The sequence below is a fragment of the Shewanella sp. SM95 genome, assembly GCF_025653595.1.
GTDB classification, from domain to species: Bacteria; Pseudomonadota; Gammaproteobacteria; order Enterobacterales; family Shewanellaceae; genus Shewanella; species Shewanella oncorhynchi.
On record NZ_JAKKSE010000001.1, the window covers coordinates 117,308 to 138,592 of the forward strand.

A 21,285-nucleotide genomic window follows, 5' to 3' on the forward strand; every position below is an offset into this window, starting at 1 on the left:
GCGGTTTTGGCTTGTTTACTGAGGCCGCAGTGTTTTGTGGGTAAATGCTATGAACATGAGTGTGATAGCGGGAGCGCGGGCATTATCGGTTTCGCCCCATAAACCCGGAAGTGTTAATCAATTAGTGTGCGTCGAACGCTGGAATGAAACCTCGGATGTCGTGAGTTTTCGTTTTCAAGCGGGCGAGCCGATGAAGTTTGACTATAAACCCGGTCAGTTTATGACCTTTGTGCTTGAGATTAATGGCGAGCAAGTGTGCCGCAGTTATACCTTGTCATCATCGCCATCTAGGCCCTATTCCTTGATGGTGACGATTAAGCGTGTTGCGGGTGGACTCGTATCTAAATATCTTATCGACAATCTATTACTCGGCCAGAGTGTACGAGTGCTGCCGCCCGCGGGGCAATTTAATCTGTTTGATATTGCTCGGCTAAGCCATAAACAGCCAGAGACTGAAAAGTTAGATGCTAATTTGTTAGCTATAACGGCGCAGAAATACCTTTTTTTGAGTGCTGGTTGCGGTATTACCCCCATGTACTCTATGTCGCGTTATCTGACTGATACACAAATTGATGCCGATATTGCCTTTGTGCACAGTGCGCGATCAGAGAATGATATTATTTTTAAGTCATCATTGGCGACTATGGCCAACCGTTTTAATGCATTTAAGCTCAGCTACGTACTTGAGACTGTCACTGAAACACTGGGGTGTTCACCAAAGATAGCATTCGATTTCGGGCGGTTAAGTGCACAGATGCTACAAACCTTAGTACCTGATTTTGCAGAGCGTACTATCTACCTTTGTGGTCCAGAACCTTATATGCAAGCGGTAAAAGCCTTATTGGTCGAACTCAATTTTGATATGAGTCGGTTATACCATGAGAGTTTTGCCACGGCCGAGAAAGTTGCCCGTAGTCAGCTTATGCAAGCAAACTCGTCAGATGGAACGAGTGAAAACCCACCAGAAGTGGCTTTCGCCTTGTCTATTGGCGATCGAAGCACGACGCTAAATCAAGGACAAAGTCTGCTGGAGGGAATTGAGGCGGAAGGGTTGCCGATTATTGCGGCCTGTCGTTCGGGCGTTTGCGGCGCGTGTAAGTGTCAAGTCTTGGAGGGCGAAACGGTATCGACAAGCGTGATGACACTGACTACTGCAGAAATTGAAGCCGGTTTTGTACTCGCTTGCTCCACAAAATTAGCATCCGACGTGACACTTAAACTTTAACGTGCTGCTAATTAGCGTCATTTACTTGTGACTTATTTTTAAATGGATGGAAATATTTCTAATCCTTAGTTGCGCTTATCTCAGTGAGAACGTAAGGTTAATGACAAGGGCGTATGATGTTTGCGCCCAGTCTATTAGTCTGGCTGGAGTCTCTCAATGACAATGACAACCACTTATGCCGCAAAAATTGAAGACCGTACTCTGGGACATTTGTTGTACGCCTTGATGTCGGGTTTTCCCTTATTATTACTTCCTGTGCTGCTAAGTTTGTTCATTAATGTTTCCCAACGCCAATTCCATGGTAATCCATTATTGGCGTCGCATTTACGTTGGCAACGGCATTCTAATCTCGCCTTTCTTGGCTTACTAGTGCTCGGCTATTGCGTTCCACTGACTTGGCTCAGTCTTTCGATTTATCTCTTTGGGATCATTTGGTTTTGCCACAGGATCATTAAAGGGTGGTTAAGTCTATTGGATGGTTTAGAAATCTAAACTTGTGCTAGAGTCTCTAAATTGATGATTTTTAGAGGCTCTTATGTCCAGCTACCAAATTCTGTGTGTCCTCTGCGCATTGGCGCTAGTGACTTCGGTTATCTCCTCTCGCGTCCATAAACTGCAGGAAACTGTGGCCATTACTGCTATTGCCCTAGGAATGAGTTTGTTGTTGCTCCTTGGGGGAAAGGCTTTAGGTGGGGACGTTTATGTGTATTTTGTCTCTGGCTTAGAGAAACTCGATTTTCAAGCTTTACTGCTCAATGGCATGCTCGGTTTTTTACTCTTTGCCGGCGCATTACAAATCCGCTTAAAAATACTGAGGCATCAAAAGTGGGAGATCCTAATCCTTGCTTTTATAAGCACCTTATTGTCGACATTTATTATAGGTGAGCTGTTATTTTGGTTCGCGCCTATGCTAGGTCTCCCGCTAGAATTCAGCCACTGCTTACTGTTCGGCGCCTTGATTTCGCCCACCGATCCTATCGCTGTTTTGGCTATTTTAAAGAAAATGGGGGCGCCGGAAGATATTGCGATTCAAGTAGAAGGAGAATCTTTATTTAACGATGGCATAGGGTTAGTGATTTTTGTGGCAATATCGCAATTGGCTTTCTCCACCGAGCCTCTGACGTTTATCCATATCTCTGAGTTATTTATTCGTGAGGCGGTAGGTGGGGTTATTTACGGTGGCGTACTTGGCTTTTTATTGCATCATTTTTTCCACTACTGCGAGGAAGAAACGCAATTAATGCTGGTTACCCTGCTGATCCCAACCGCGGGATATGTCATGGCGGATGTGCTTGGTGTTTCAGGTCCTTTAGCTATGGTGAGTGCGGGGATCATCATAGGAAATTTCAGTGTGCCTAAGTTTTTTGCTCGCAACGAGCGAGTGAAACTATTTACTTTTTGGTCGCTGATTGAATCCTTCTTTAATGCCTTACTCTTCCTATTGCTTGGTTTATTACTTTTGTTAGTCACTTTCAAAGCGCCATTATGGTGGTTTATGTTTGTGGCTATACCAATAGTCTTGTTGGCGCGTGCAATGAGTGTGTTATTACCTTATTTAGGCTTTCGATTGTTTAAGTCATACAACCCCTATGCAGAGACGATTTTGATTTGGGGTGGCTTAAGGGGAGGATTAGCCCTCGCTATGGCGATGAGTTTGCCAGAGGGTATCGTCATAGATGCTATTGGTGGTGTGGAGCTGCGGGAGTTGTTGTTAGTGATGACCTATGCCGTCGTCGTATTTTCGATTCTAGTGCAGGGCTCTACTATGACAGGGCTTATCCGTAGGAGTAATGCCGTTACTGAACCATCGAGTGCTGTTGGCTCTTCTTAAAATGCATAAAAGCTCGCTGCGCTGCAATACTAAACAATATTAAGCCTGCTAGTCATCACACTGGCTAGCAGGCTTGTCTGAGTCAATTAGGGATAAAAGATGTCTTATTTATCCCTTAACACACTTCGAACTAACCACATTTCACTTTAAATTAAATCACTCAAGATCAAAGCTTTAGTTCGCCCGATATAATTCCCGTACCACAGCGCTTATTAAGTTAAGCGACTCATGGTCATCACTGCTAGATAGTGGACAATTGAGTATCAATCCATCCACTTTAAGCTGTTTAATTCCTTGTGTTTGAACCAATAGGGCATCATCTGATACGGCATAACTTGGGTTGATTAAAATCGGCAAATGGCTCGTGGCTTTAATCTGGATCAGACTCGCTAAATCGAGTGAAGGTAGATTGGCGTTATTTAAGGTTCTAATGCCTGAGTCACACAGAACCAGTTGCTGATTGCCTTGGCTTAAAATGACTTCTGTTGCCGTGAGTAATTCTTCAAAACTTGCCATATCGTTACGCTCAAGTATTAATGGTATCGGTAGGGTTCCAGCTTGAGTCAGTAAAGTTTGGTTAAACATCTGCTTGCCTGCGAGGAATAACATATCGGCGTGCTGGACTGCTAATGGCATATCAGCTTCTTGCGCTATGGCAATAATGCACACTAGGCCATATTGATGCAGGATTTGGCGTAGTTTAGCGAGAGTAACTTCTGCCATAGTCAGTTGATTAACAGCGCTGAGCAAAACGGCTTGGAATCCCGCTTCTTTAAGCTGCTTCACTTGCTGCTCGAAAGCCGATAATGCTAAATGTGAAATGTCATTATTCAGTGTGATTTGGGCTATGGCACAGACATGCCCTGCACCGATTGTCATTGCGCCGCAGTTAATTTCACTGGCTTGCTCTTTATAGGCTTTGCTATATCGAACTGGACTGGCATTAGTACCATTTTCGCTGATGACTTGATCCTTAGAGGTGCTGGGCTCAATCAGTAGCTGGCTGTTGCTCAGCTGTGTGGGCTTGACTGTTTCACAAGGATAACAGCCTAATACTTTGATAAAACGGGTGATCCGCTCTAGTTGCTTTAAACCTGCCTGCATAGATTCACTGGAGATATTCGCGTCGATATCCAAATAGAACATCTCTTCCCAAGGAGTTCCTGGAATCGGGCGTGACTCTAATTTACTCATGTTTAACTGATGCGCTTTTAGAACAAGTAAGGCTTCCACTAAAGCACCGGCTTTTTGGCCCGTCGCCATGATCAATGTAGTCTTAGCGGGTAACTGCTCTGGTACGGCAACGGCTTTGCGCGCAACAACGATAAAGCGACTTTGGTTGATCTTCTGATTCGCTAAACCTGCTTCTATGGACTCAAGTTGATAGAGTGCACCACCTTCGGCGCTGCCAATCGCTGCTGCACTGTTATCTGGACTTTGGTTTACCTTTTCCATTGCTTCTGCGCTGCTTGAGCAGTATTCCAGTCTCAAGTCTTTGTGTTGAGTTAAATATCTGCTGCATTGGCTAATAGGCTGAGGGTGGGCATAGACAGTTTTGATATCAGCTAATTTACTGCCAGCTTTTCCTAGTAGGCAATGGCTGACTTCAATCGTCGTTTCGCCAACAATCGACAGACTGGTATGCTGTAGCACGTCGTAGACTTCGTTGATTGAACCTGAAGATGTGTTCTCAATCGGCAGGAAACCATAATCAGCATGTCCAGACTCAACGGCTTGCACTATTTCATCGAAACTTTGGCAACCTAAGTCCAGCATTTCAACTTGGCGACGTTGGCAATAGCGTGTAGCTGCGAGATAAGAGTATGAACCTCTAGCACCGAGGTAAGCGATACAATACTGTTGTTTTTGTGTCTCTGGATTGGCGCGGCCGTGAAGGTAAGCTTGTTGATTCAATACTGAATCTTCAATGATGCTCTGGTAAAGGGAGATAACATAGTGGGCATCTAATCCTTTCTCTCTGCCTTCTTTCACAAGTCGAGCGAGCAGTTCTTTTTCCCTTTGAGTATCTCTGATGGGTCTGACATCCACTTCTTTGCTACGGGCTACTTCTAAACTTAAGCGACGGCGCTCTGCGAGTAATGCCAGCAGTTCATTATCCAGATGGGTGATCTGCTCTCGGGTTTGATTTAAAGGCTGTGGTGTATGCATTCTGACCTCAATTGCCGCCATGTATTTTATCAATCGTTTAAGACAAAAAAGCCTCCCAGTTGGGAGGCTTTGGATTTTTACTTTCGTTTTTACACAGTAAATCCGCCTCCTAGAGTGGGGGTGTAAAAAAGAAAGTAAAAAAAGCTGCTGTTATCATTTTCATAGTCTTAAAACTAAAGGGCTAGGACTTAGCTGTCAATCAAAACTTTCTTAAAGGTAATCTAAAAAGAAAGCGCACCCGAGGGTGCGCTGGTTTGGTTCAAGTATGTATATGGTCAAGCGAGTTTATCCTCCTTATGGTCAGTGTGGGACAAGGTAACACATTCGTTTATCTTACATTTACGTGTAACAGTAAAACGTTGACAACTCACTAGATAACGACTTGCATTTACAATGAACATTAACAAGTACTTTATGCGGCATAGCGTATAACCTTGAAACTATGCAGTTTGCAGTACCAGCGAACTTACGTTGACATGTCTTGCACTTATATTTTAACAATTAACACTTGCATGGAGCTATAACATTAAAAACTAACACTAACAAAACGAACATTTAAAAATAAACGATTTACGGCTCATTGGTTGTACTAGGTACATTTTGCTGTAAGAACAGCTTAGCCTTGTCACGCGTTTAGGTCTTGCTACTTACATTATTACTTTTTACTTTAAAACCTAACATGTTAATACATGGAACGTATAAAAAGCTCTCATTTACTGTTATTACAATTTTCGTCAAGTCTAGATTCCCTCCTTTTTAATTGATAAGTAAACATTATTTAAGGTGTCTATAAATATCAAAACTCAACTAATGGTAAACGTTAACACATTACATAAATAAACATTTATACGATTTACAGTTTTTACTATACAAATAACACTAAGTAAACTAATGACTTTTAATCAAACCAACGTATTGCACTTACATTAAATCACACGCTAAAAACGCTAACTAACATATCTGTGTAAATATTACTCTCTTCAAACTAATCTACATCTAACTAAACGTGACAGTTGTTACCTCATTTATCTCAGTGTTTAGCACGTATTGGTGCTGACCCGTTTTACAATAAACGCTTTTATTCATGTAGCTTTTGTTAATGTGACTTTTGTTTATGTTTACCTAGGCCTCCATTGTGGATATAAAAAATTTGATAGTTAAAGGTTTTGCTAATGTACTCGTTGCGCTGTATTCGGCTCCTTATGTTAACTCTGGTATTCAGCAATGCCGCCTGTTTCTGGTGGTCATCCTGATATTGGGTCAAAATTGAGTACTGCTTTTAGTGAATGCCAACATACTTGATTGTTTCTAAAATCAAATTGTTCGCTCTTGTGTTGCCTCCTTTCCAAACTTGCTATTGAAAGTGGAACCTAGCTGAAAATAAAAATTGAACTTTTAAACGTAGAAATTATAAGTAAAATTAATCATTAACAGTAAACCTTAGTACTTAAAACTATATAGCTTAGATTAGTAGTGCTCCTTAGTTATATCCAGTAACGTTACTTAGAACTTAAGATCTGTTAATCAATATTTGTAAATCAAAATTTAAAGTAAATCAACATTTGAAACGATTTAAATCCGCACCACTTCGATTCTTGCTGTCACTTTGTAAAGTGTAGTAGGTATTTAGTCAAAAGAACTGTTTTTTTCATCATTAAAATGATTGCACTAAGCTTTTGTAAAAACTGTGATCTGATTAAATATTTCTACTTTATTGCTCTCAAAGTGATGCGTTTCTCGCACTCACTAGATTTAAATTATGCCGCATCTTCCTCCTCGTACTCGTCGTCAATTTCAACAACATTATTAGTCGGTGTTAGTGATGTGGAGCGTTGAGCTTCAGGTTTGTGTGTTATGCGATTGAGCTGCTTCTCTAATTTTTGGCCCATAGCGTTAATCGCAGTATATAAATTTTCATGTTTTGCTTGAGCGAAGAGTTCTCCATTTGGGATGCCAACCGATGCTTCAATTTTGAAACCAGGTTTCTCCTCCGTAATGATTACATGGGGATTTATCATTTGCACATCATGCCTTGAAAGTTTTTCGAAACGGCTTTCAATACGTTCGCGAATAGGAGATGTGACTTCAAGTTGCTTGCTAGTAATCTTTAGCATATTTCGAACCTTCTGTTGTTTCCTTGGATTTCAGATTACCAAGGTCTGTACTATAAAACGAGATGTAGATCACATTTCTGTGCCGGTTAGTTACTGTTCGTTGGATATTTGATCACTTAGACAAATATCAATAATTCCTGGCCAAAAAGCCTTGTATTGCCTGCTAAATCGGGTCATATTCGATGGGATAACTCCGCAGTCTTTGCCCTTATTTACTTATATTTACTTTAAGTTTCATCTCAAATCCCGATAAAATACCTCAACTTATTTCATTCGTTCACTTTGAGTTTGCCCATTTTATGAATACTGAACACGTTAAGATTAAGGTCTGGGATTTACCCACGCGAATTTTCCATTGGGGCATGCTGTGTCTGTTGGCGCTTCTATGGTGGAGTGCTGACGCTGGCGAAATGCAGTGGCATCAAATTTTTGCTTATAGTTTGCTGATCCTCATTGGATTTAGGATCCTTTGGGGGATCATTGGTAGCGATACGGCAAGGTTTAGCCATTTTGTTCATCACCCTAAGGTTGTGCTCGACTACTTGAAAGCAATCAAAACTAAGGGAATGTCCGTTGTGCTGGGGCACAATCCTATTGGTGGCTACATGGTTGTCGCACTGATTGGGATCATTAGCTTGCAATTAGTCACAGGCCTTTTTGCGACCGATGATATTTTTACCGAAGGTCCGCTCTATAGCTATGTCAGTTCAGATACCAGTGGATTTTTGACTTGGCTACATAAGATGAACTTTAACCTTATCCTAGCGCTGAGTGCCATTCATGTACTGGCAGTGGTTATCCATGCCATCAAGGGCGATAAGTTAGTTGGTGCTATGCTCAGTGGCTACAAGAAGGTCTCTAAGGTGACACTGTCATCAAGCGTGAATCGTGATCTTACATTCAAGTCAGAGTGGCTTGCCTTAGTGCTGCTGGCTGTATTAGCGGCAGTGGTCTTTGTGTATTTAATGTGGCCGATAGTGCAAGTGCTATAGTTTTACGTTGAGTGTTTGAGTAACAAAAAGCCTGCTAATTAGCAGGCTTTTTGATGGACGAAAAACTAAATAGACTAGTCTTTCTTATAAACGTCGTGACAACCTTTACAGCTTTTTCCTGTATTCATAAAGGCTTGCTTGATTTCAGCTTGATCACCTTTTTGAGCAACAGTAGCAAGAATGGCGGCATTCTCTTGGAAAGTTTTCATTTTTGCATCGAAATCAGCTCTGTCCTGCCAAACTTTGGCTAAGGCTTCAGTGTCGCCTTTGTCTGAGCCATCAATAAAACCTTCGAAAGGAATTTTGGATAATGCAGCAACATTCGTTGCGCGCATTGCGAAGGTTTCCGCTTCGAAAGGTTTTTTGCCTTTCATCATGGCAGCCATATCGCCGAAGTTATAAGCAATAAGACCAAATGCAGATTGGCGGTATTCAATCGCATCTTTAGAATCTTCGAAATTGTGTGCCTGTGCAGCTGAAGCCAATAGAGTACTGGCAACGAGAGTAAGTAGTAATTTTTTCATCGTATTCTCACAAATTAGCGTCGAAGTGTGACATTGCGCTTCTATTGTACACAAATTAACTTGATGTACTAGAAGCATTTTTGTCTGGATAAGATGACTAAACGTAACAAGTTATTTGTATGAAAATTGATGTCGGTTTAACAACAACACTAATCTAGATGGTTTTAGTGTTAAGCCAGTCATTGTCTAAGAAAGATTTGGCTATATATGAATTTAACAGTAAGCGACTAATTTTTGTATTTAACATAGATACAAGAAGGGCGCCTAGTGGCTGCCCTTCATTCAGTTAGAACCAATCATAACAAGTGAATCAGAGTAAATGAGAAGCTTAAGCTTCTAACTTAGCGAATTCTGATTTTTGTTCGTTGAGCTTGTCCATGTCACGCTTGAGATCGGTCATCTTAGCGCGCTCTTTGTCGATAACGTCGGCTGGAGCTTTTGCCACAAAACCTTGGTTCGACAATTTGCCTTCGATACGAGCGATCTCTTGGCCGAGTTTTTCAAGCTGTTTGTCGATACGGGCCATTTCGGCGGCGACATCGATTAAGCCTGCCATAGGGATCAGCAGCTCCATTTCGCCAATCAAACCTGTGGTCGACATAGGCGCAGTTTCGCCATCGGCTAAAATGGTCATGCTTTCTAAGCGGGCAAGCGTAGTGAAGAAGGTTTGGTTTGCTTCTACACGGGCTTTATCCTGCGCGCTAACACCACGAAGTAGGGCATTTAGCGGCTTAGATGGGGCAATGTTCAGTTCGGCGCGAATGTTACGCACCGCGACGATTACTTGCTTAACCCATTCTAAATCGGCCATTGCTGCGCTATCGACTTTAGCGGCATCAAATGTTGGGAACGGTGCCAGCATGATGGTATCACCTGTGACACCGGCTAACGGTTTAACGCGCTGCCAAATGGTTTCAGTGATATACGGCATCATAGGGTGCATCAGGCGTTGCATCGCTTCGAGCACTGTCACTAAGGTGTGACGGGTGCCGCGCATTTGCGCTTCGCTGCCGTTTTGCAATACCGGTTTAGTTAACTCTAAGTACCAGTCACAGAACTGGTTCCAAGTGAACTCATACAGGGTATTGGCCGCTAAGTCGAAACGATAGTTCGTCATGTGATCGTCAAAGGTCTTAACGGTTTGATTGAACAAGCCAATAATCCAGCGATCGGCTAACGACAGCTCCATCTCGCCACCTTTGTGCTCTGGTGAGCCAGGGCCGCAATCTTGATCTTCTGTGTTCATCAGCACGTAGCGTGAGGCGTTCCATAACTTGTTACAGAAGCTACGGTAACCGTCTAAGCGCTTCATATCCCAGTTGATGTCACGACCCGTTGATGCCATTGCCGCAAGCGTAAAGCGCAGTGCATCTGTGCCGTGGGCTTCGATACCGTCGGCAAACTCTTTGCGAGTGCTCTTTTCAATCTTGGCGGCCAGTTGTGGCTGCATCATATTACCGGTACGTTTTTCAACTAAATCTTCAAGGCCGATACCGTCGATCATGTCTAATGGATCGAGTACGTTGCCCTTAGATTTTGACATCTTGTTACCCGCTTCATCGCGGATAAGACCGGTTACGTAGACGGTTTTGAACGGGACTTGTGGCTTGCCGTCTTCATCTTTGATGAAGTGCATGGTCATCATGATCATACGGGCAACCCAGAAGAAAATGATGTCAAAACCTGTCACCAACACGTCGGTTGGGTGGAAGGTTTTTAAATCTTCTAAATTATCAGGCCAACCTAAAGTCGAGAAAGTCCACAGGGCAGAGCTGAACCAAGTGTCCAGTACGTCTTCGTCTTGGCGTAATGTCATTGAGTCGCTGATATTGTGCTTAGCACGCACTTCGGCTTCGTTGCGGCCGACATAGACTTTGCCATTTTCGTCGTACCATGCAGGGATGCGGTGACCCCACCACAATTGACGCGAAATACACCAGTCTTGAATGTCACGCATCCACGAGAAGTACATGTTTTCATACTGCTGTGGCACAAATTTGATGCTGCCATTTTCAACGGCTTCGATAGCGGTTTTCGCCATTGGCGCAACAGCCACATACCATTGGTCGGTTAGCATCGGTTCGATAACCACACCTGAGCGATCGCCATAAGGAACTTTTAAGGCGTGTGGCGCGATTTTTTCGAGCAGGCCTAAGGTTTCAAATTCAGCGACGATAGCATCGCGCGCTTTAAAACGATCAAGTCCGGCAAAGCGTTCTGGTAAGCTGCCATTGAGGGTGTTGTTAAAGGTGCCGTCAGAGTTTACCACTTCGGCGCTCACGCGAATGGCGGCATCTAAGGTCAGCACGTTGAACATGGGTAGGTTGTGACGTTTACCGACTTCATAGTCGTTAAAGTCATGGGCTGGGGTGATCTTCACGCAGCCAGTACCAAAGGCCATGTCGACGTAATCGTCGGCCACGATAGGAATGCGGCGGTTAACAATCGGCAACAGAATAAACTTACCGACCAGCGCTTGATAGCGTTCATCATCGGGATGCACTGCAACCGCACTGTCGCCGAGCATGGTTTCTGGGCGCGTGGTAGCGACTTCTAAATAGTCTTTACCATCGGCTGTCAGTTCACCGTCGGCCAGTGGATAACGCAGATGCCACATGTGGCCCTGTTTTTCTTTGCTTTCCACTTCTAAATCAGAGATAGCCGTGTGCAGCTTTGGATCCCAGTTGACCAAACGCTTACCGCGATAAATCAACTCGTCTTCGTACAGACGTACAAACACTTCTTGCACGGCCTTGGACAAGCCTTCGTCCATAGTGAAACGCTCGCGGTCCCAATCAACAGAAGCGCCCATACGACGTAGCTGCTTAGTGATAGTGCCGCCCGATTGCGCTTTCCATTCCCACACTTTATCCATAAAGGCATCGCGACCTAGGTCATGGCGATTTTTGCCTTCTTCGGCTTCAAGCTTACGCTCAACCAACATTTGGGTGGCGATACCCGCATGGTCAGTACCGACTTGCCATAGGGTATTTTTGCCTTTCATCCGTTGGTAACGGGTTAAGGTATCCATAATGGTGTCTTGGAAGGCGTGGCCCATGTGCAAGCTGCCCGTCACGTTAGGTGGCGGGATCATAATGCAATAATTGCCTTTGGATTCATCGCCGTGTGGCTTGAAGTAACCTTGCTCTTCCCAGTTTTGGTAAAGCGTTTGCTCGATGGACTGCGGATCGTATGTTTTTTCCATGGGAACGTGTCTGTCTCAAACTAATTAAGTGGATGTGTTGCTAAGTCTTGGGTCTGTAAATTGACCCCTAAGCCGCGATACTGTCGATAACGTTCGCGAGCGACCGCTTTATGCTGATCGTCATTGGCAACAAAATCGATAATGTGGCCAAAGTTTACCGCAAATGGGGGCGCTTGGTCTGCAAGATTAATCAGAACTTGGCGACTTTTGTTGGCGCCGAGGCGATCAAAACCAATTTCTACCGGCGATCCCGTCATCGGGCCCTCACCTTTGAGGTTATGGGGCACAAAAGCACTTGGCTCAAACTGCCATAAAAGTTCATCAATTGCATGGGCTTGCTGTTTATCTTGGCAATGGATATAGACCCATTGTTGCTTCACAAAAGCCTGTTGCGCCAGTTGGCATGCCAGAAGATGCATCTCGCAAAGTGCAGGGTTCGCATTCGCGGTTTCAACAGGTGAATCAGCCTTGGCTTTGGCAGGCGATGCCACTGGCGGCATAAGATAAAACAGCACTTGAGTCATGATTTCAATGCCTTGCTTCACTTGTTTTAGTGGCGAACGAAAGCAGCAGTTTACACTAAAAGTCAGTATGGGTTAATGCTTAGGGCAAACCTTACGGTGAGGTTTTATCTATCACTGTCTGGCGGGACTTAATGGGATGCTTTCAAACCGTTGGAGATGCAGAGGGTAGAACTATAACTCTTTGAAAAATGATTCTAAAACCATTAGTTGTTCAGTTTTTTTATTTTCTTAATTTATTCAGGAAATCGATTTTCTGATTAAATTAAGAAAATAAAAAAGGCGAAGATTTTCATCTTCGCCTTTCATTTATCGAGCCTTTAACACACTAAGGCCGGATAGTTGGTTATTCGCCGAGTTCGACGCCAGCACGATTGATCAGGAACTGAGTCAATAGTGGCACTGGACGGCCCGTAGAACCTTTGTTAGCACCGCTATTCCAAGCTGTGCCTGCAACGTCTAAGTGAGCCCAGTTGTACTTTTTAGCAAAGCGCGAAAGGAAACATGCTGCTGTGATAGCTCCAGCAGGACGGCCACCTAAGTTGGTCATGTCAGCAAATGGGCTGTCGAGCATATCTTGATACTCATCCCACAATGGCATGCGCCATGCGCGGTCACCACTTTGCTCACCAGCACTTAATAGCTCGTGTGCCAGAGGGTTATGCGATGAGAACAGACCCGATGCGTGTTTACCAAGGGCAATCACACACGCGCCAGTCAGGGTTGCAGTATCGATAACCAATTCAGGATCGAAACGCTCAACATAGGTTAATACGTCACATAGGACTAAACGGCCTTCTGCATCGGTATTTAACACTTCAACGGTTTGGCCTGACATAGTGGTCAGAATGTCACCTGGACGGTAAGCATTACCCGATGGCATGTTTTCACAGCCAGCCAGAATACCCACAACGTTGATAGGTAACTTCATATCACAGATGGCTTTCATAGTGCCGATAACACCCGCTGCGCCACCCATGTCGTACTTCATTTCGTCCATGGCTTCGCCAGGCTTCAATGAAATGCCACCCGAGTCGAAGGTTAACCCTTTACCGACTAATACGATGGGTTTTTCTGTGCTATCGACAGCGCCCTTGTATTCCATCACAGTCATGATGGATTCGTTGGCACTGGCGCGACCGACTGCAAGGTATGAGTTCATGCCCAGTTTGGCCATTTGCTCTTCACCAATAGTGGTGACATGCAGAGTGTCGTGTATTTCAGCCATTTGGCGAGCTTGAGAAGCTAAATAGGCTGGATTACAGATGTTCGGTGGCATGTTGGCTACATCGCGACATAAATGCATACCAGCAGATACTGCCATACCATGCTCGATGGCGCGCTCACCTAAGGTTAATTCACGGCGAGTCGGGACATTGAACACTAATTTACGCAATGGACGGCGAGTTTCACCTTTGCGGGTCTTCAAGGCATCAAAGCTATAAAGACTGCTATTAGTGGTTTCAACCGCTTGACGTACTTTCCAATACGTATCGCGTCCTTTCACGTGCAGTTCAGTTAAGAAGCAAACCGCTTCCATTGAACCCGTTTCGTTAAGGGTGTTGATTGTTTTAGTGATGATTTGTTTGTATTGGCGTTCGTCTAATTCTCGTTCTTTGCCACAACCCACTAATAATACACGTTCACTCAATACGTTAGGAACATGGTGCAGCAATAACATCTGGCCAGGTTTACCTTCCAGATCGCCGCGACGCAGTAGGTTACTGATATAACCTTCGCTAATTTTATCTAATTGCTCCGCGATACCCGACAGACGACGGGGTTCATAAACACCGACCACGATACAGGCTGAGCGTTGTTTTTCGGGGCTACCGCTCTTTACGCTAAACTCCATGAGCACTCCTAGATTCTTAAAGACAAATTTTTATATTTATTGGATAATGTCTGCTTGTCCCGAAAAGGGCCTAAGTTATTACTCCAAAGGTGATTTATTCTCGGCGCTTGAGTCACGCATTTCGTGACGTTAAGTTTACCTAGAACCCCTGAAGCTGGTCAGAAAACTATCAAAAGTAAACAGTTTACATGAAAGTTAGTCTGTTACCAGCAAAAAGATAAGTTTAGAGACCGGATCCTGCCTGTGATTGTATTTAAATACCTTATTCGAGAAGTTTTAAAGGCACAAATTGCGGTACTTTTAGTGCTGTTAACTATTTTTATTAGCCAGCATTTCGTGCGTATACTGGCCGATGCCTCCGACGGCGATTTTCCCGCCTCTTTAATCATGACTCTGATTGGGCTTAACTTGCCTTATCTGGTGATCTTAGTGCTGCCGTTAAGTTTGTTCTTGGGTATTTTACTGGCCCACGGCCGTATGTATTCCGAAAATGAAATGGTCATTCTCCACGGTGTTGGGGTCAGTGAGTGGTATGTCACCCGCGTAACGCTGATCCTCGCCGTGATCAATATGCTGTTTACTGGCTATTTATCCCTTTATGTAGCCCCTTGGGCAGAAGAACAGCAAAACCAAGTGCTCGAAAAAGCCCAGTCCGAAGCGGGTCTTGCCGCCTTAATCCAAGGGCGTTTTCAGGCGAGTCCCAATGGTCGCGCGGTATTATTTGTTGAGCGTATTGGTAAAGATAACGAGTTAGATAAAGTGTTTGTAGCCCAGTTACCTGATCCTGATGATGAAACTGGCGTGACCAATGTCGTGGTGGCTAAAGGTGGACGAGTACAGGAAGATAGTTCAGGTGCTCAACAATTGAACTTGAATGACGGTGTGCGTTATCAAGGCAGCCCGAAGGCGAAGGACTACCAAATGATCGAATTTGGTGGTTATAAAATGCAAATTAAAGAGCAGCAAGTTGATGAGCGTCGCCGAAAGTTATCTGCACTGCCCGTTGATGAACTCGTTAAAATTGAAGGTGCTGAAGCCGCTGCTGAATTCCACTGGCGTCTTGCTATCCCGCTCGCGATTCCAATTATGACCCTGATTGCTGTGCCGTTGGCGCGGGTGAATGTGCGCCAAGGTAAGTTCGCTAAGATGTTCCCAGCAGTACTTTTGTACCTTGGCTATTTTGGGCTAATGGTCGCGGGACGTAAGGCATTGCAAGATGGGATTATTCCATTGTATTTAGGTATGTGGTGGATCCATGTTTCTGCGCTCTTGATGGGGTTATTCTTGCTCGGTAAAGATAGGCCTATTTTCAGTCGTATATCGTCCTTGTTTGCCAATAAGAAGGTGGCAGCATGAAGATATTAGACCTTTATATCGCCAGAATATTGTTAAGCACTTCAGCGCTTTGTTTGCTGGTGTTGACTGGTTTGTCGGGCATCATCAAATGGGTTGATCAGCTGCGTTTAGTTGGCCGTGGCACCTACAGCATGATGGATGCTGGCATCTATGTTTTATTTTTAGTGCCACGGGATATTGAAATGTTTTTCCCTATGGCCGTCTTGCTAGGCGCTTTGATTGGTATGGGAATGTTGGCATCAAATTCCGAACTTGTGGTGATGCAAGCTTCTGGCATGTCACGTTTACAGATCACTATGTCGGCGATGAAAACTGCTGTGCCTTTGATGTTATTGGTGATGGTTTTAGGGGAGTGGGGCGCACCGATTGCTGAGCAAAAAGCGAATGAGTTACAAGCTGTTAAACTCTCTGGTGGGAGTTTAATTAAGTCCCACCGTGGAATTTGGGCAAAGGATGGTGATTTGTTCGTTAATATTGGTGAAGTTGAAAACATCAATAAACTCAGCAATATCACGCTTTATAAATTCAATAGCGAACTTAAGCTCACCAACGTAGTTCACGCAGACCGAGCGGTATTTTCCCAAGATCGCTGGCGTTTATTTGACGTTAAACGTACTGATTTAAGCTATGAAAAAGTCGTGCTTGAGTATCTTGAAGAAGACCAATGGCAGTCGAGTTTAACGCCAGATAAGCTCAGTGTGGTTTCGATTAAACCCGAGGCGTTATCTATACGTGGTCTGGTCGGTTATCTTGATTACCTTAAAACTAACAGTCAAGATCCCAGCCGTTATGAGCTTGCTTTATGGCGCAAGGTGATGCAACCCGTGACGGTCGCAGTGATGATGTTAGTGGCACTGTCGTTTGTATTTGGTCCGCTGCGGACTGTGACTATGGGTGCGCGCGTATTACTTGGGGTCGTAGCAGGTTTTAGCTTTTATATCAGTAATGAGATTTTTGGCCCCATGAGTATAGTGTATGAGCTACCTGCTTATGTGGGGGCTGTTGCGCCAAGCTTGTTGTTTACTGGCGTTGCCTTCTACTTTATCCGGCGATGATACGCAGCTTATTACTCCTTACTCCGGATTCCGTCAATTAAGAATAGTCCATAAAAATAGCCCATAAAAAACGACGCTTTTGCGTCGTTTTTTGTATTTCGGATTTACTTAAGAATAAACTTATGCCCCATGCCAGTTACGCATTTGGTTGGCTTCTTTAGACAGTACGACCACCTCTGAGCGAGTCATCATATCCTGCAGTGCGCGCTTATCATCATTGATTAAAATCCATAAATTGCCAATGCCGAGCAGTGACCAAATGATGCGAGCGTAGGCAGTGATTAGACTTAAGTTTTGGCCATTAGGATGTTGAATTTTAAGCCGCCAAGCGCGCATCCCTAAGGTTTGACCGCCCTTACTCCAGAATAATGCGTAGAAAGTGCCGACACACAAGGCAAGCCAGAGTTGATAAATTCCCTGATAAACTGGCGTGCCATTGAGTGCATCTGAGACATGTTCAAAGCCATTCATGCCAGCCAGTCCTGAAGCGGTGAGGCCGTAGAAAATCCCAAAGCCCATTGCGCCCGCAACCATATAGACGGCCACGGCTAACATCGAATCGTAAATTGCAGCGCCTAGGCGGCGGAAGAATCCTGCGCGGGGGAAATTAGCATGTTCGGTATTGAGCATTACAGTGTCCTGTTATTGAAGTGCTTACAGCTAATACAAAAAACAATTAATACATTAGCCTAGGCTTCAGGTTCTTCATCTCTGACAAAGTGGATATTGCTAAAACCAAAGCGGGCAAACTCTACTTTCCTGAATTCCTTTTCAGCCTTGGCACCTTTACGAGATGTCATGGCGACTTGTTGTTCCATAGCCAAAAATTTGGTCAGATCTATGCCTTCGGCTTCGGCCACAGCTTCATATAAATCATGGTGTTTGTCGTAGCTAAAGGCGATAGTTTTCGTCTTACCTTTGAAGGTATAAGTGACTTGACGGGCCATGGGGGAGCTCTCCTGAAATAAGTCTGAAATTAATTAAATTCACTTCTAAAAATAAAATACACAGCACCTAAGATGCACAGTCCTGCCCACAGATAATCGAGCTTCAATGGTTCTTTCATATAGAAATAGGCAAAGGGGACAAACAAACTTAAGGTGATGACTTCTTGTAAAATTTTTAACTGGCCGACATTCATTACTGTGTAGCCGATACGGTTAGCAGGCACTTGCAGCAAGTATTCAAATAGGGCGATACCCCAGCTCACTAAGGCCGCAATAATCCAAGGTTTTGAGCCTAGCGTTTTCAAATGCCCGTACCAAGCAAAGGTCATAAAAATATTACTTAAGCAAAGTAAACCGATAGTGGTTAGGGTTGGATTCATTTTTCATCTCTATGATTAAATTTATAAATCATATACATAGCATCGTTAGTATAGCTGCCAAGGCACTTGTCTATGGCCTGAGGTTTAAAGCCCATTTTTAGCCAATAACTGTCGGCGCCTTGAACGGCAACAAGGGACAAGGAATTGAGATTATAACGATCCGCCAGCAGTGTTAAGCGAGTGAGCGCCTTAGCACCTGCGCCTAAACCTTGGGCTTTGGCTGAAAGCGCAATATCGTGCAGATATAAAGTATCAGCCTTAGGTAAATGGGTAATGGGCTGATAGAGCGCTGGCGGCATATTGGTGGTCCAAGGGTGAGCCAAGCAATAACCGACAACTGAGCCATTCACTTCGAACACAAAACAGGACTGTGGCGATACCTGCCATTTACTTTGCAGCACGTGCAATGGCTCAGGGTCCAGTTGTGAGTAACACTCATCTTGGATTGCTAAAATGGCGTCCCAATCCTGTGGGGTGATTGCTCGCAGTAACATGGCCGACAATTATCCTGTTTCAAAAGTCCTGTTGAAGGAACTCCGTTGAAAGAGTCCTGATTCAAATAAGCTCGGCATTATAACCTCAAGCGGCTTCAAAATGCAGGCTTCAGCGGCAATATAAAGCGCTTTAAAACCCGTATAAACTGAGCTTTCAGCGCTTGTATACCCAAACAACCTGAAGATGCAGGATTCAGCGGGAGTTTAACGCACTTTAGGCAAGGCGGTTATTTGCAGACCTAGCGGGCTAAGTTAAAAATAACCAACGCAGCATAAAGTGCGTTAAAACCCGCCGGGACGGAGCGCCTAGGGCACTTCACTTCCGTGTTGCATCAATTCAAAAGGTGGCCGACATTCTGTCATTGATGCGCCTTGAATTGATGCACCCTAGGCGCTCTGAAACTCGACTCTTCAGGTAGCTTGGGTATAAGCGTTCGCAGCGGTTAAATGCCCAGATATCGTTGACGCAGGTGACGCTCAAGATATTGACCATTTAAGGTTTCGCCCGTTGCTTGGCGGATCAGTTCATCGGTCGTGAGCAAGGATCCCTTTGACCAAATGTGCTCGCGCAGCCATTGGAATACCGAGTCCAACTTGCCTGCATCGATTAGGGCTTCAATCGGTCCTAAGGCTTTTTCCATCGCAAAACGACATTGAGCGGCATACATGGCACCTAAGGTGTAACTTGGGAAATACCCTAGCTCACCGACAGCCCAATGGATGTCCTGCATGCAACCGTCGCGGTAATTGCCATCAGTATTGATCCCCAGTAGTTGTTGCATCTGCGTCGACCAAAAATCAGGCAAATCCTCTACGGTTAAGCTGCCGTCGACAAAGGCTTTTTCCGCCTCAAACCGCAGCAAAATGTGGCAAGGATAGGTGACTTCATCGGCGTCGACGCGAATAAGTCCGGGATTTACGCGGGTATAATGTTGTGCTAATTCTTGGGCTCTGAAATGACAGTTAAGATGCTGCGCGATTTTGGGCTGCAACTGACGCAAAAATGCCGGATTTGCTCCAAGCTGCATTTCGCAAAATAGACTTTGGCTTTCGTGGATGCCCATAGAACGTGCAAGCCCAGCGGGTTGACCGCGCCACGCTTGAGGTAAACCTTGCTCGTATCTGGCATGGCCTGTTTCATGAACTATGCCCATGATAGCACTGCTAAAATCGGCCTCATTGTAGCGAGTTGTTATCCGCACATCGCTTGGCACGCCGCCACAAAATGGATGGCTACTCATATCCAGCCTGCCGTGATTAAAGTCAAACCCCAAAAACGCCATGACGTCACGGCCAAGGGCTTGCTGCGCGCTGATATCGAAGGGGCCATTGAGCACAAGCTTAGGCTCGTTTGCCTGCTTAGCCAGCACTTCTTGGATGAGTGTCGGTAGCCAATCTTTCAGGCCGCCAAAGGTTTGTTCTAGCTTTGCCGTGGTCATTCCCGGTTCAAATTTATTGAGCAGGGCATCATAGGGCGTGATATTTTGCGCTTCGCCGCGGATCTGCGCTTCTTCCTTGGCAAGGTCGATGACCGCTTTTAGATTGGGCTTAAAGCCCTGCCAATCATTATTTTTACGCTGCTCGCGCCACGCATTCTCGCATTGATAAGCCATCTTGGTTTTGGCTTGTACTAGGTCGCCGGGCACTAAGTTGGCCTGTTGATACTGGTACAGTATTTCCCGCAGATTGGCTTCTTGCTCTGTTGAGAGAGATTCGTCCGCCGCGCCGTGTAAGTGCTCGGCTAAGGCGGCTGAGGTTTTGAGACCGTGGATATGCAGCGCCAGTTCTGCCATAGCATCACCGCGATCTTGACCACCGCCCATCGGCATCATGGCCGCTTGATCCCAGTCACCCAAAGCGCTGAAATGTTCAAAGTGAGAAATTTTCTGGAAATGTGCCGTCAGTTTGTCGTAACTTGGCGTTGGTACTTTAGTCTTAGGTGTGCCCATGGGATTTCCCTTCTGGCGCATAAAACCTGCGCGAATAAATAACAATAACAGGATGATAATACAATGAAGTCAAAATCATATAGCACTAAAACGCTTAAGGCTGCGCTGTGCCTGACCCTCGCCGCTATCGCTTCGACGGCGCAGGCGGGTGTCGATAAATTTGTGGCTGGGCCTGCTATTCCTGAGTTTGGTCAGATTGCTAAAGTCGATAGCATGATGCCCATTCCTAAGGGCATGAAGTTTAAAGTGGCTTTTGATATGAGTAAGGCGGCCGATGTGGGCAAGACGAATCGTCAGCTCGAAAGTTTAGCGCGTTTTATCAACATGCATGTGGCGGCAGGCGTTAAAGAAACAGATATCGAACTGGCTATGGTGGTGCACGGTGGCGGCATCAGCGATTTAGCTGATGATGTTTTTTATGCCAAGCAGCATTCAGGTGCCGTAAACGCTAATCGCGCTTTGGTTAAGGCTCTAGTTGATCACGGCGTGAAGTTTTATATCTGCGGACAGAGCGCCGCTTATTTTGATTTAACCAATACCTCATTATTACCTGGTGTTGATATGGCATTATCGGCGATGACAGCCCACGCTATTTTGGCGCAGCAGGGTTACAGTGAAAATCCATTTTAGGGTAAATTTTTAGTTTGGAAATAAGGCTTGCCTTGCTA

At 44.8% G+C, this 21,285-nt stretch carries 18 protein-coding genes and 1 other annotated feature; of the genes, 7 read left to right on the forward strand and 11 right to left on the reverse strand.

The window, feature by feature from the left end; translation table 11 throughout:
• Positions 1–49 precede the first annotated feature (49 nt).
• The 3 genes from L5M29_RS00525 to L5M29_RS00535 all read left to right on the forward strand — a co-directional run bounded on the left by L5M29_RS00525 (position 50) and on the right by L5M29_RS00535 (position 3,056).
• Complete coding sequence (locus tag L5M29_RS00525; protein ID WP_263165648.1) at positions 50–1,225, forward strand: hybrid-cluster NAD(P)-dependent oxidoreductase; 1,176 nt, start codon at positions 50–52, stop codon at positions 1,223–1,225.
• 156 nt (positions 1,226–1,381) lie between these two features.
• Positions 1,382–1,717: a hypothetical protein gene (locus L5M29_RS00530; protein WP_105249849.1), complete on the forward strand. Its 336-nt coding sequence runs from the start codon at positions 1,382–1,384 to the stop codon at positions 1,715–1,717.
• A 43-nt stretch (positions 1,718–1,760) separates the two neighbouring features.
• Positions 1,761–3,056, forward strand: coding sequence for a cation:proton antiporter (locus L5M29_RS00535; RefSeq protein WP_263165651.1), 1,296 nt, complete (start codon positions 1,761–1,763; stop codon positions 3,054–3,056).
• 174 nt (positions 3,057–3,230) lie between these two features.
• Here L5M29_RS00535 and L5M29_RS00540 read toward each other — a convergent pair whose 3' ends face one another.
• A complete protein-coding gene (locus L5M29_RS00540) occupies positions 3,231–5,225 on the reverse strand; it encodes a chorismate mutase (RefSeq protein WP_113940694.1) in 1,995 nt (664 codons plus the stop codon).
• Positions 5,226–5,266: 41 nt separating this feature from the next.
• Positions 5,267–5,383 (reverse strand) — a sequence feature (Phe leader region).
• 1,599 nt (positions 5,384–6,982) lie between these two features.
• On the reverse strand, positions 6,983–7,339 hold the full coding sequence (hpf, locus tag L5M29_RS00545) for a ribosome hibernation-promoting factor, HPF/YfiA family (RefSeq protein ID WP_105249847.1): 357 nt from the start codon (positions 7,337–7,339) through the stop codon (positions 6,983–6,985).
• 299 nt (positions 7,340–7,638) lie between these two features.
• Here hpf and L5M29_RS00550 point away from each other — a divergent pair, with 299 nt between their 5' ends.
• Positions 7,639–8,331 (forward strand): cytochrome b/b6 domain-containing protein, encoded by a 693-nt coding sequence (locus L5M29_RS00550; protein WP_263165654.1) that lies wholly within the window; start codon positions 7,639–7,641, stop codon positions 8,329–8,331.
• A gap of 74 nt (positions 8,332–8,405) precedes the next feature.
• Here the strand turns inward: L5M29_RS00550 and L5M29_RS00555 are convergent, their stop codons facing one another.
• The 4 genes from L5M29_RS00555 to pepA form a co-directional block, all read right to left on the reverse strand.
• The gene (locus tag L5M29_RS00555; RefSeq protein WP_006080801.1) at positions 8,406–8,855 is read right to left on the reverse strand and encodes a c-type cytochrome; all 450 of its coding nucleotides are present in this window, start codon (positions 8,853–8,855) and stop codon (positions 8,406–8,408) included.
• Between the two features lie 328 nt (positions 8,856–9,183).
• Positions 9,184–12,060 carry a valine--tRNA ligase gene (locus L5M29_RS00560; protein ID WP_263165657.1) on the reverse strand — a complete coding sequence of 959 codons (2,877 nt, stop codon included), beginning with the start codon at positions 12,058–12,060 and terminating at the stop codon, positions 9,184–9,186.
• A 20-nt stretch (positions 12,061–12,080) separates the two neighbouring features.
• Entirely contained in the window at positions 12,081–12,584 is a 504-nt protein-coding gene (locus tag L5M29_RS00565) for a DNA polymerase III subunit chi (RefSeq protein ID WP_131523599.1), read from the reverse strand.
• 343 nt (positions 12,585–12,927) lie between these two features.
• Positions 12,928–14,436 carry a leucyl aminopeptidase gene (pepA, locus tag L5M29_RS00570; RefSeq protein WP_006082597.1) on the reverse strand — a complete coding sequence of 503 codons (1,509 nt, stop codon included), beginning with the start codon at positions 14,434–14,436 and terminating at the stop codon, positions 12,928–12,930.
• Between the two features lie 243 nt (positions 14,437–14,679).
• Here pepA and lptF point away from each other — a divergent pair, with 243 nt between their 5' ends.
• The gene (gene lptF, locus L5M29_RS00575; protein WP_113939369.1) at positions 14,680–15,792 is read left to right on the forward strand and encodes an LPS export ABC transporter permease LptF; all 1,113 of its coding nucleotides are present in this window, start codon (positions 14,680–14,682) and stop codon (positions 15,790–15,792) included.
• Positions 15,789–16,847 carry an LPS export ABC transporter permease LptG gene (gene lptG, locus L5M29_RS00580; RefSeq protein ID WP_105251819.1) on the forward strand — a complete coding sequence of 353 codons (1,059 nt, stop codon included), beginning with the start codon at positions 15,789–15,791 and terminating at the stop codon, positions 16,845–16,847. The genes lptF and lptG overlap by 4 nt, the downstream gene beginning before the upstream one ends.
• A 120-nt stretch (positions 16,848–16,967) precedes the next feature.
• Here the strand turns inward: lptG and L5M29_RS00585 are convergent, their stop codons facing one another.
• The 5 genes from L5M29_RS00585 to L5M29_RS00605 all read right to left on the reverse strand — a co-directional run bounded on the left by L5M29_RS00585 (position 16,968) and on the right by L5M29_RS00605 (position 20,617).
• The gene (locus tag L5M29_RS00585) at positions 16,968–17,477 is read right to left on the reverse strand and encodes an RDD family protein (protein ID WP_131523600.1); all 510 of its coding nucleotides are present in this window, start codon (positions 17,475–17,477) and stop codon (positions 16,968–16,970) included.
• 59 nt (positions 17,478–17,536) lie between these two features.
• Positions 17,537–17,794 carry a DUF2960 domain-containing protein gene (locus L5M29_RS00590; RefSeq protein WP_006082593.1) on the reverse strand — a complete coding sequence of 86 codons (258 nt, stop codon included), beginning with the start codon at positions 17,792–17,794 and terminating at the stop codon, positions 17,537–17,539.
• 29 nt (positions 17,795–17,823) lie between these two features.
• The gene (locus L5M29_RS00595; RefSeq protein WP_006082592.1) at positions 17,824–18,174 is read right to left on the reverse strand and encodes a DMT family protein; all 351 of its coding nucleotides are present in this window, start codon (positions 18,172–18,174) and stop codon (positions 17,824–17,826) included.
• Positions 18,171–18,668, reverse strand: coding sequence for a GNAT family N-acetyltransferase (locus L5M29_RS00600; RefSeq protein WP_263165658.1), 498 nt, complete (start codon positions 18,666–18,668; stop codon positions 18,171–18,173). Before L5M29_RS00600 ends, L5M29_RS00595 begins: the two co-directional genes overlap by 4 nt.
• Before the next feature lie 443 nt (positions 18,669–19,111).
• Positions 19,112–20,617 carry a carboxypeptidase M32 gene (locus L5M29_RS00605; protein ID WP_263165660.1) on the reverse strand — a complete coding sequence of 502 codons (1,506 nt, stop codon included), beginning with the start codon at positions 20,615–20,617 and terminating at the stop codon, positions 19,112–19,114.
• A gap of 63 nt (positions 20,618–20,680) precedes the next feature.
• On the opposite strand from L5M29_RS00605, the gene L5M29_RS00610 reads away from it, so the two are divergent.
• Positions 20,681–21,247: a DsrE family protein gene (locus L5M29_RS00610; RefSeq protein ID WP_263165662.1), complete on the forward strand. Its 567-nt coding sequence runs from the start codon at positions 20,681–20,683 to the stop codon at positions 21,245–21,247.
• The last annotated feature ends 38 nt before the right edge of the window (positions 21,248–21,285 follow it).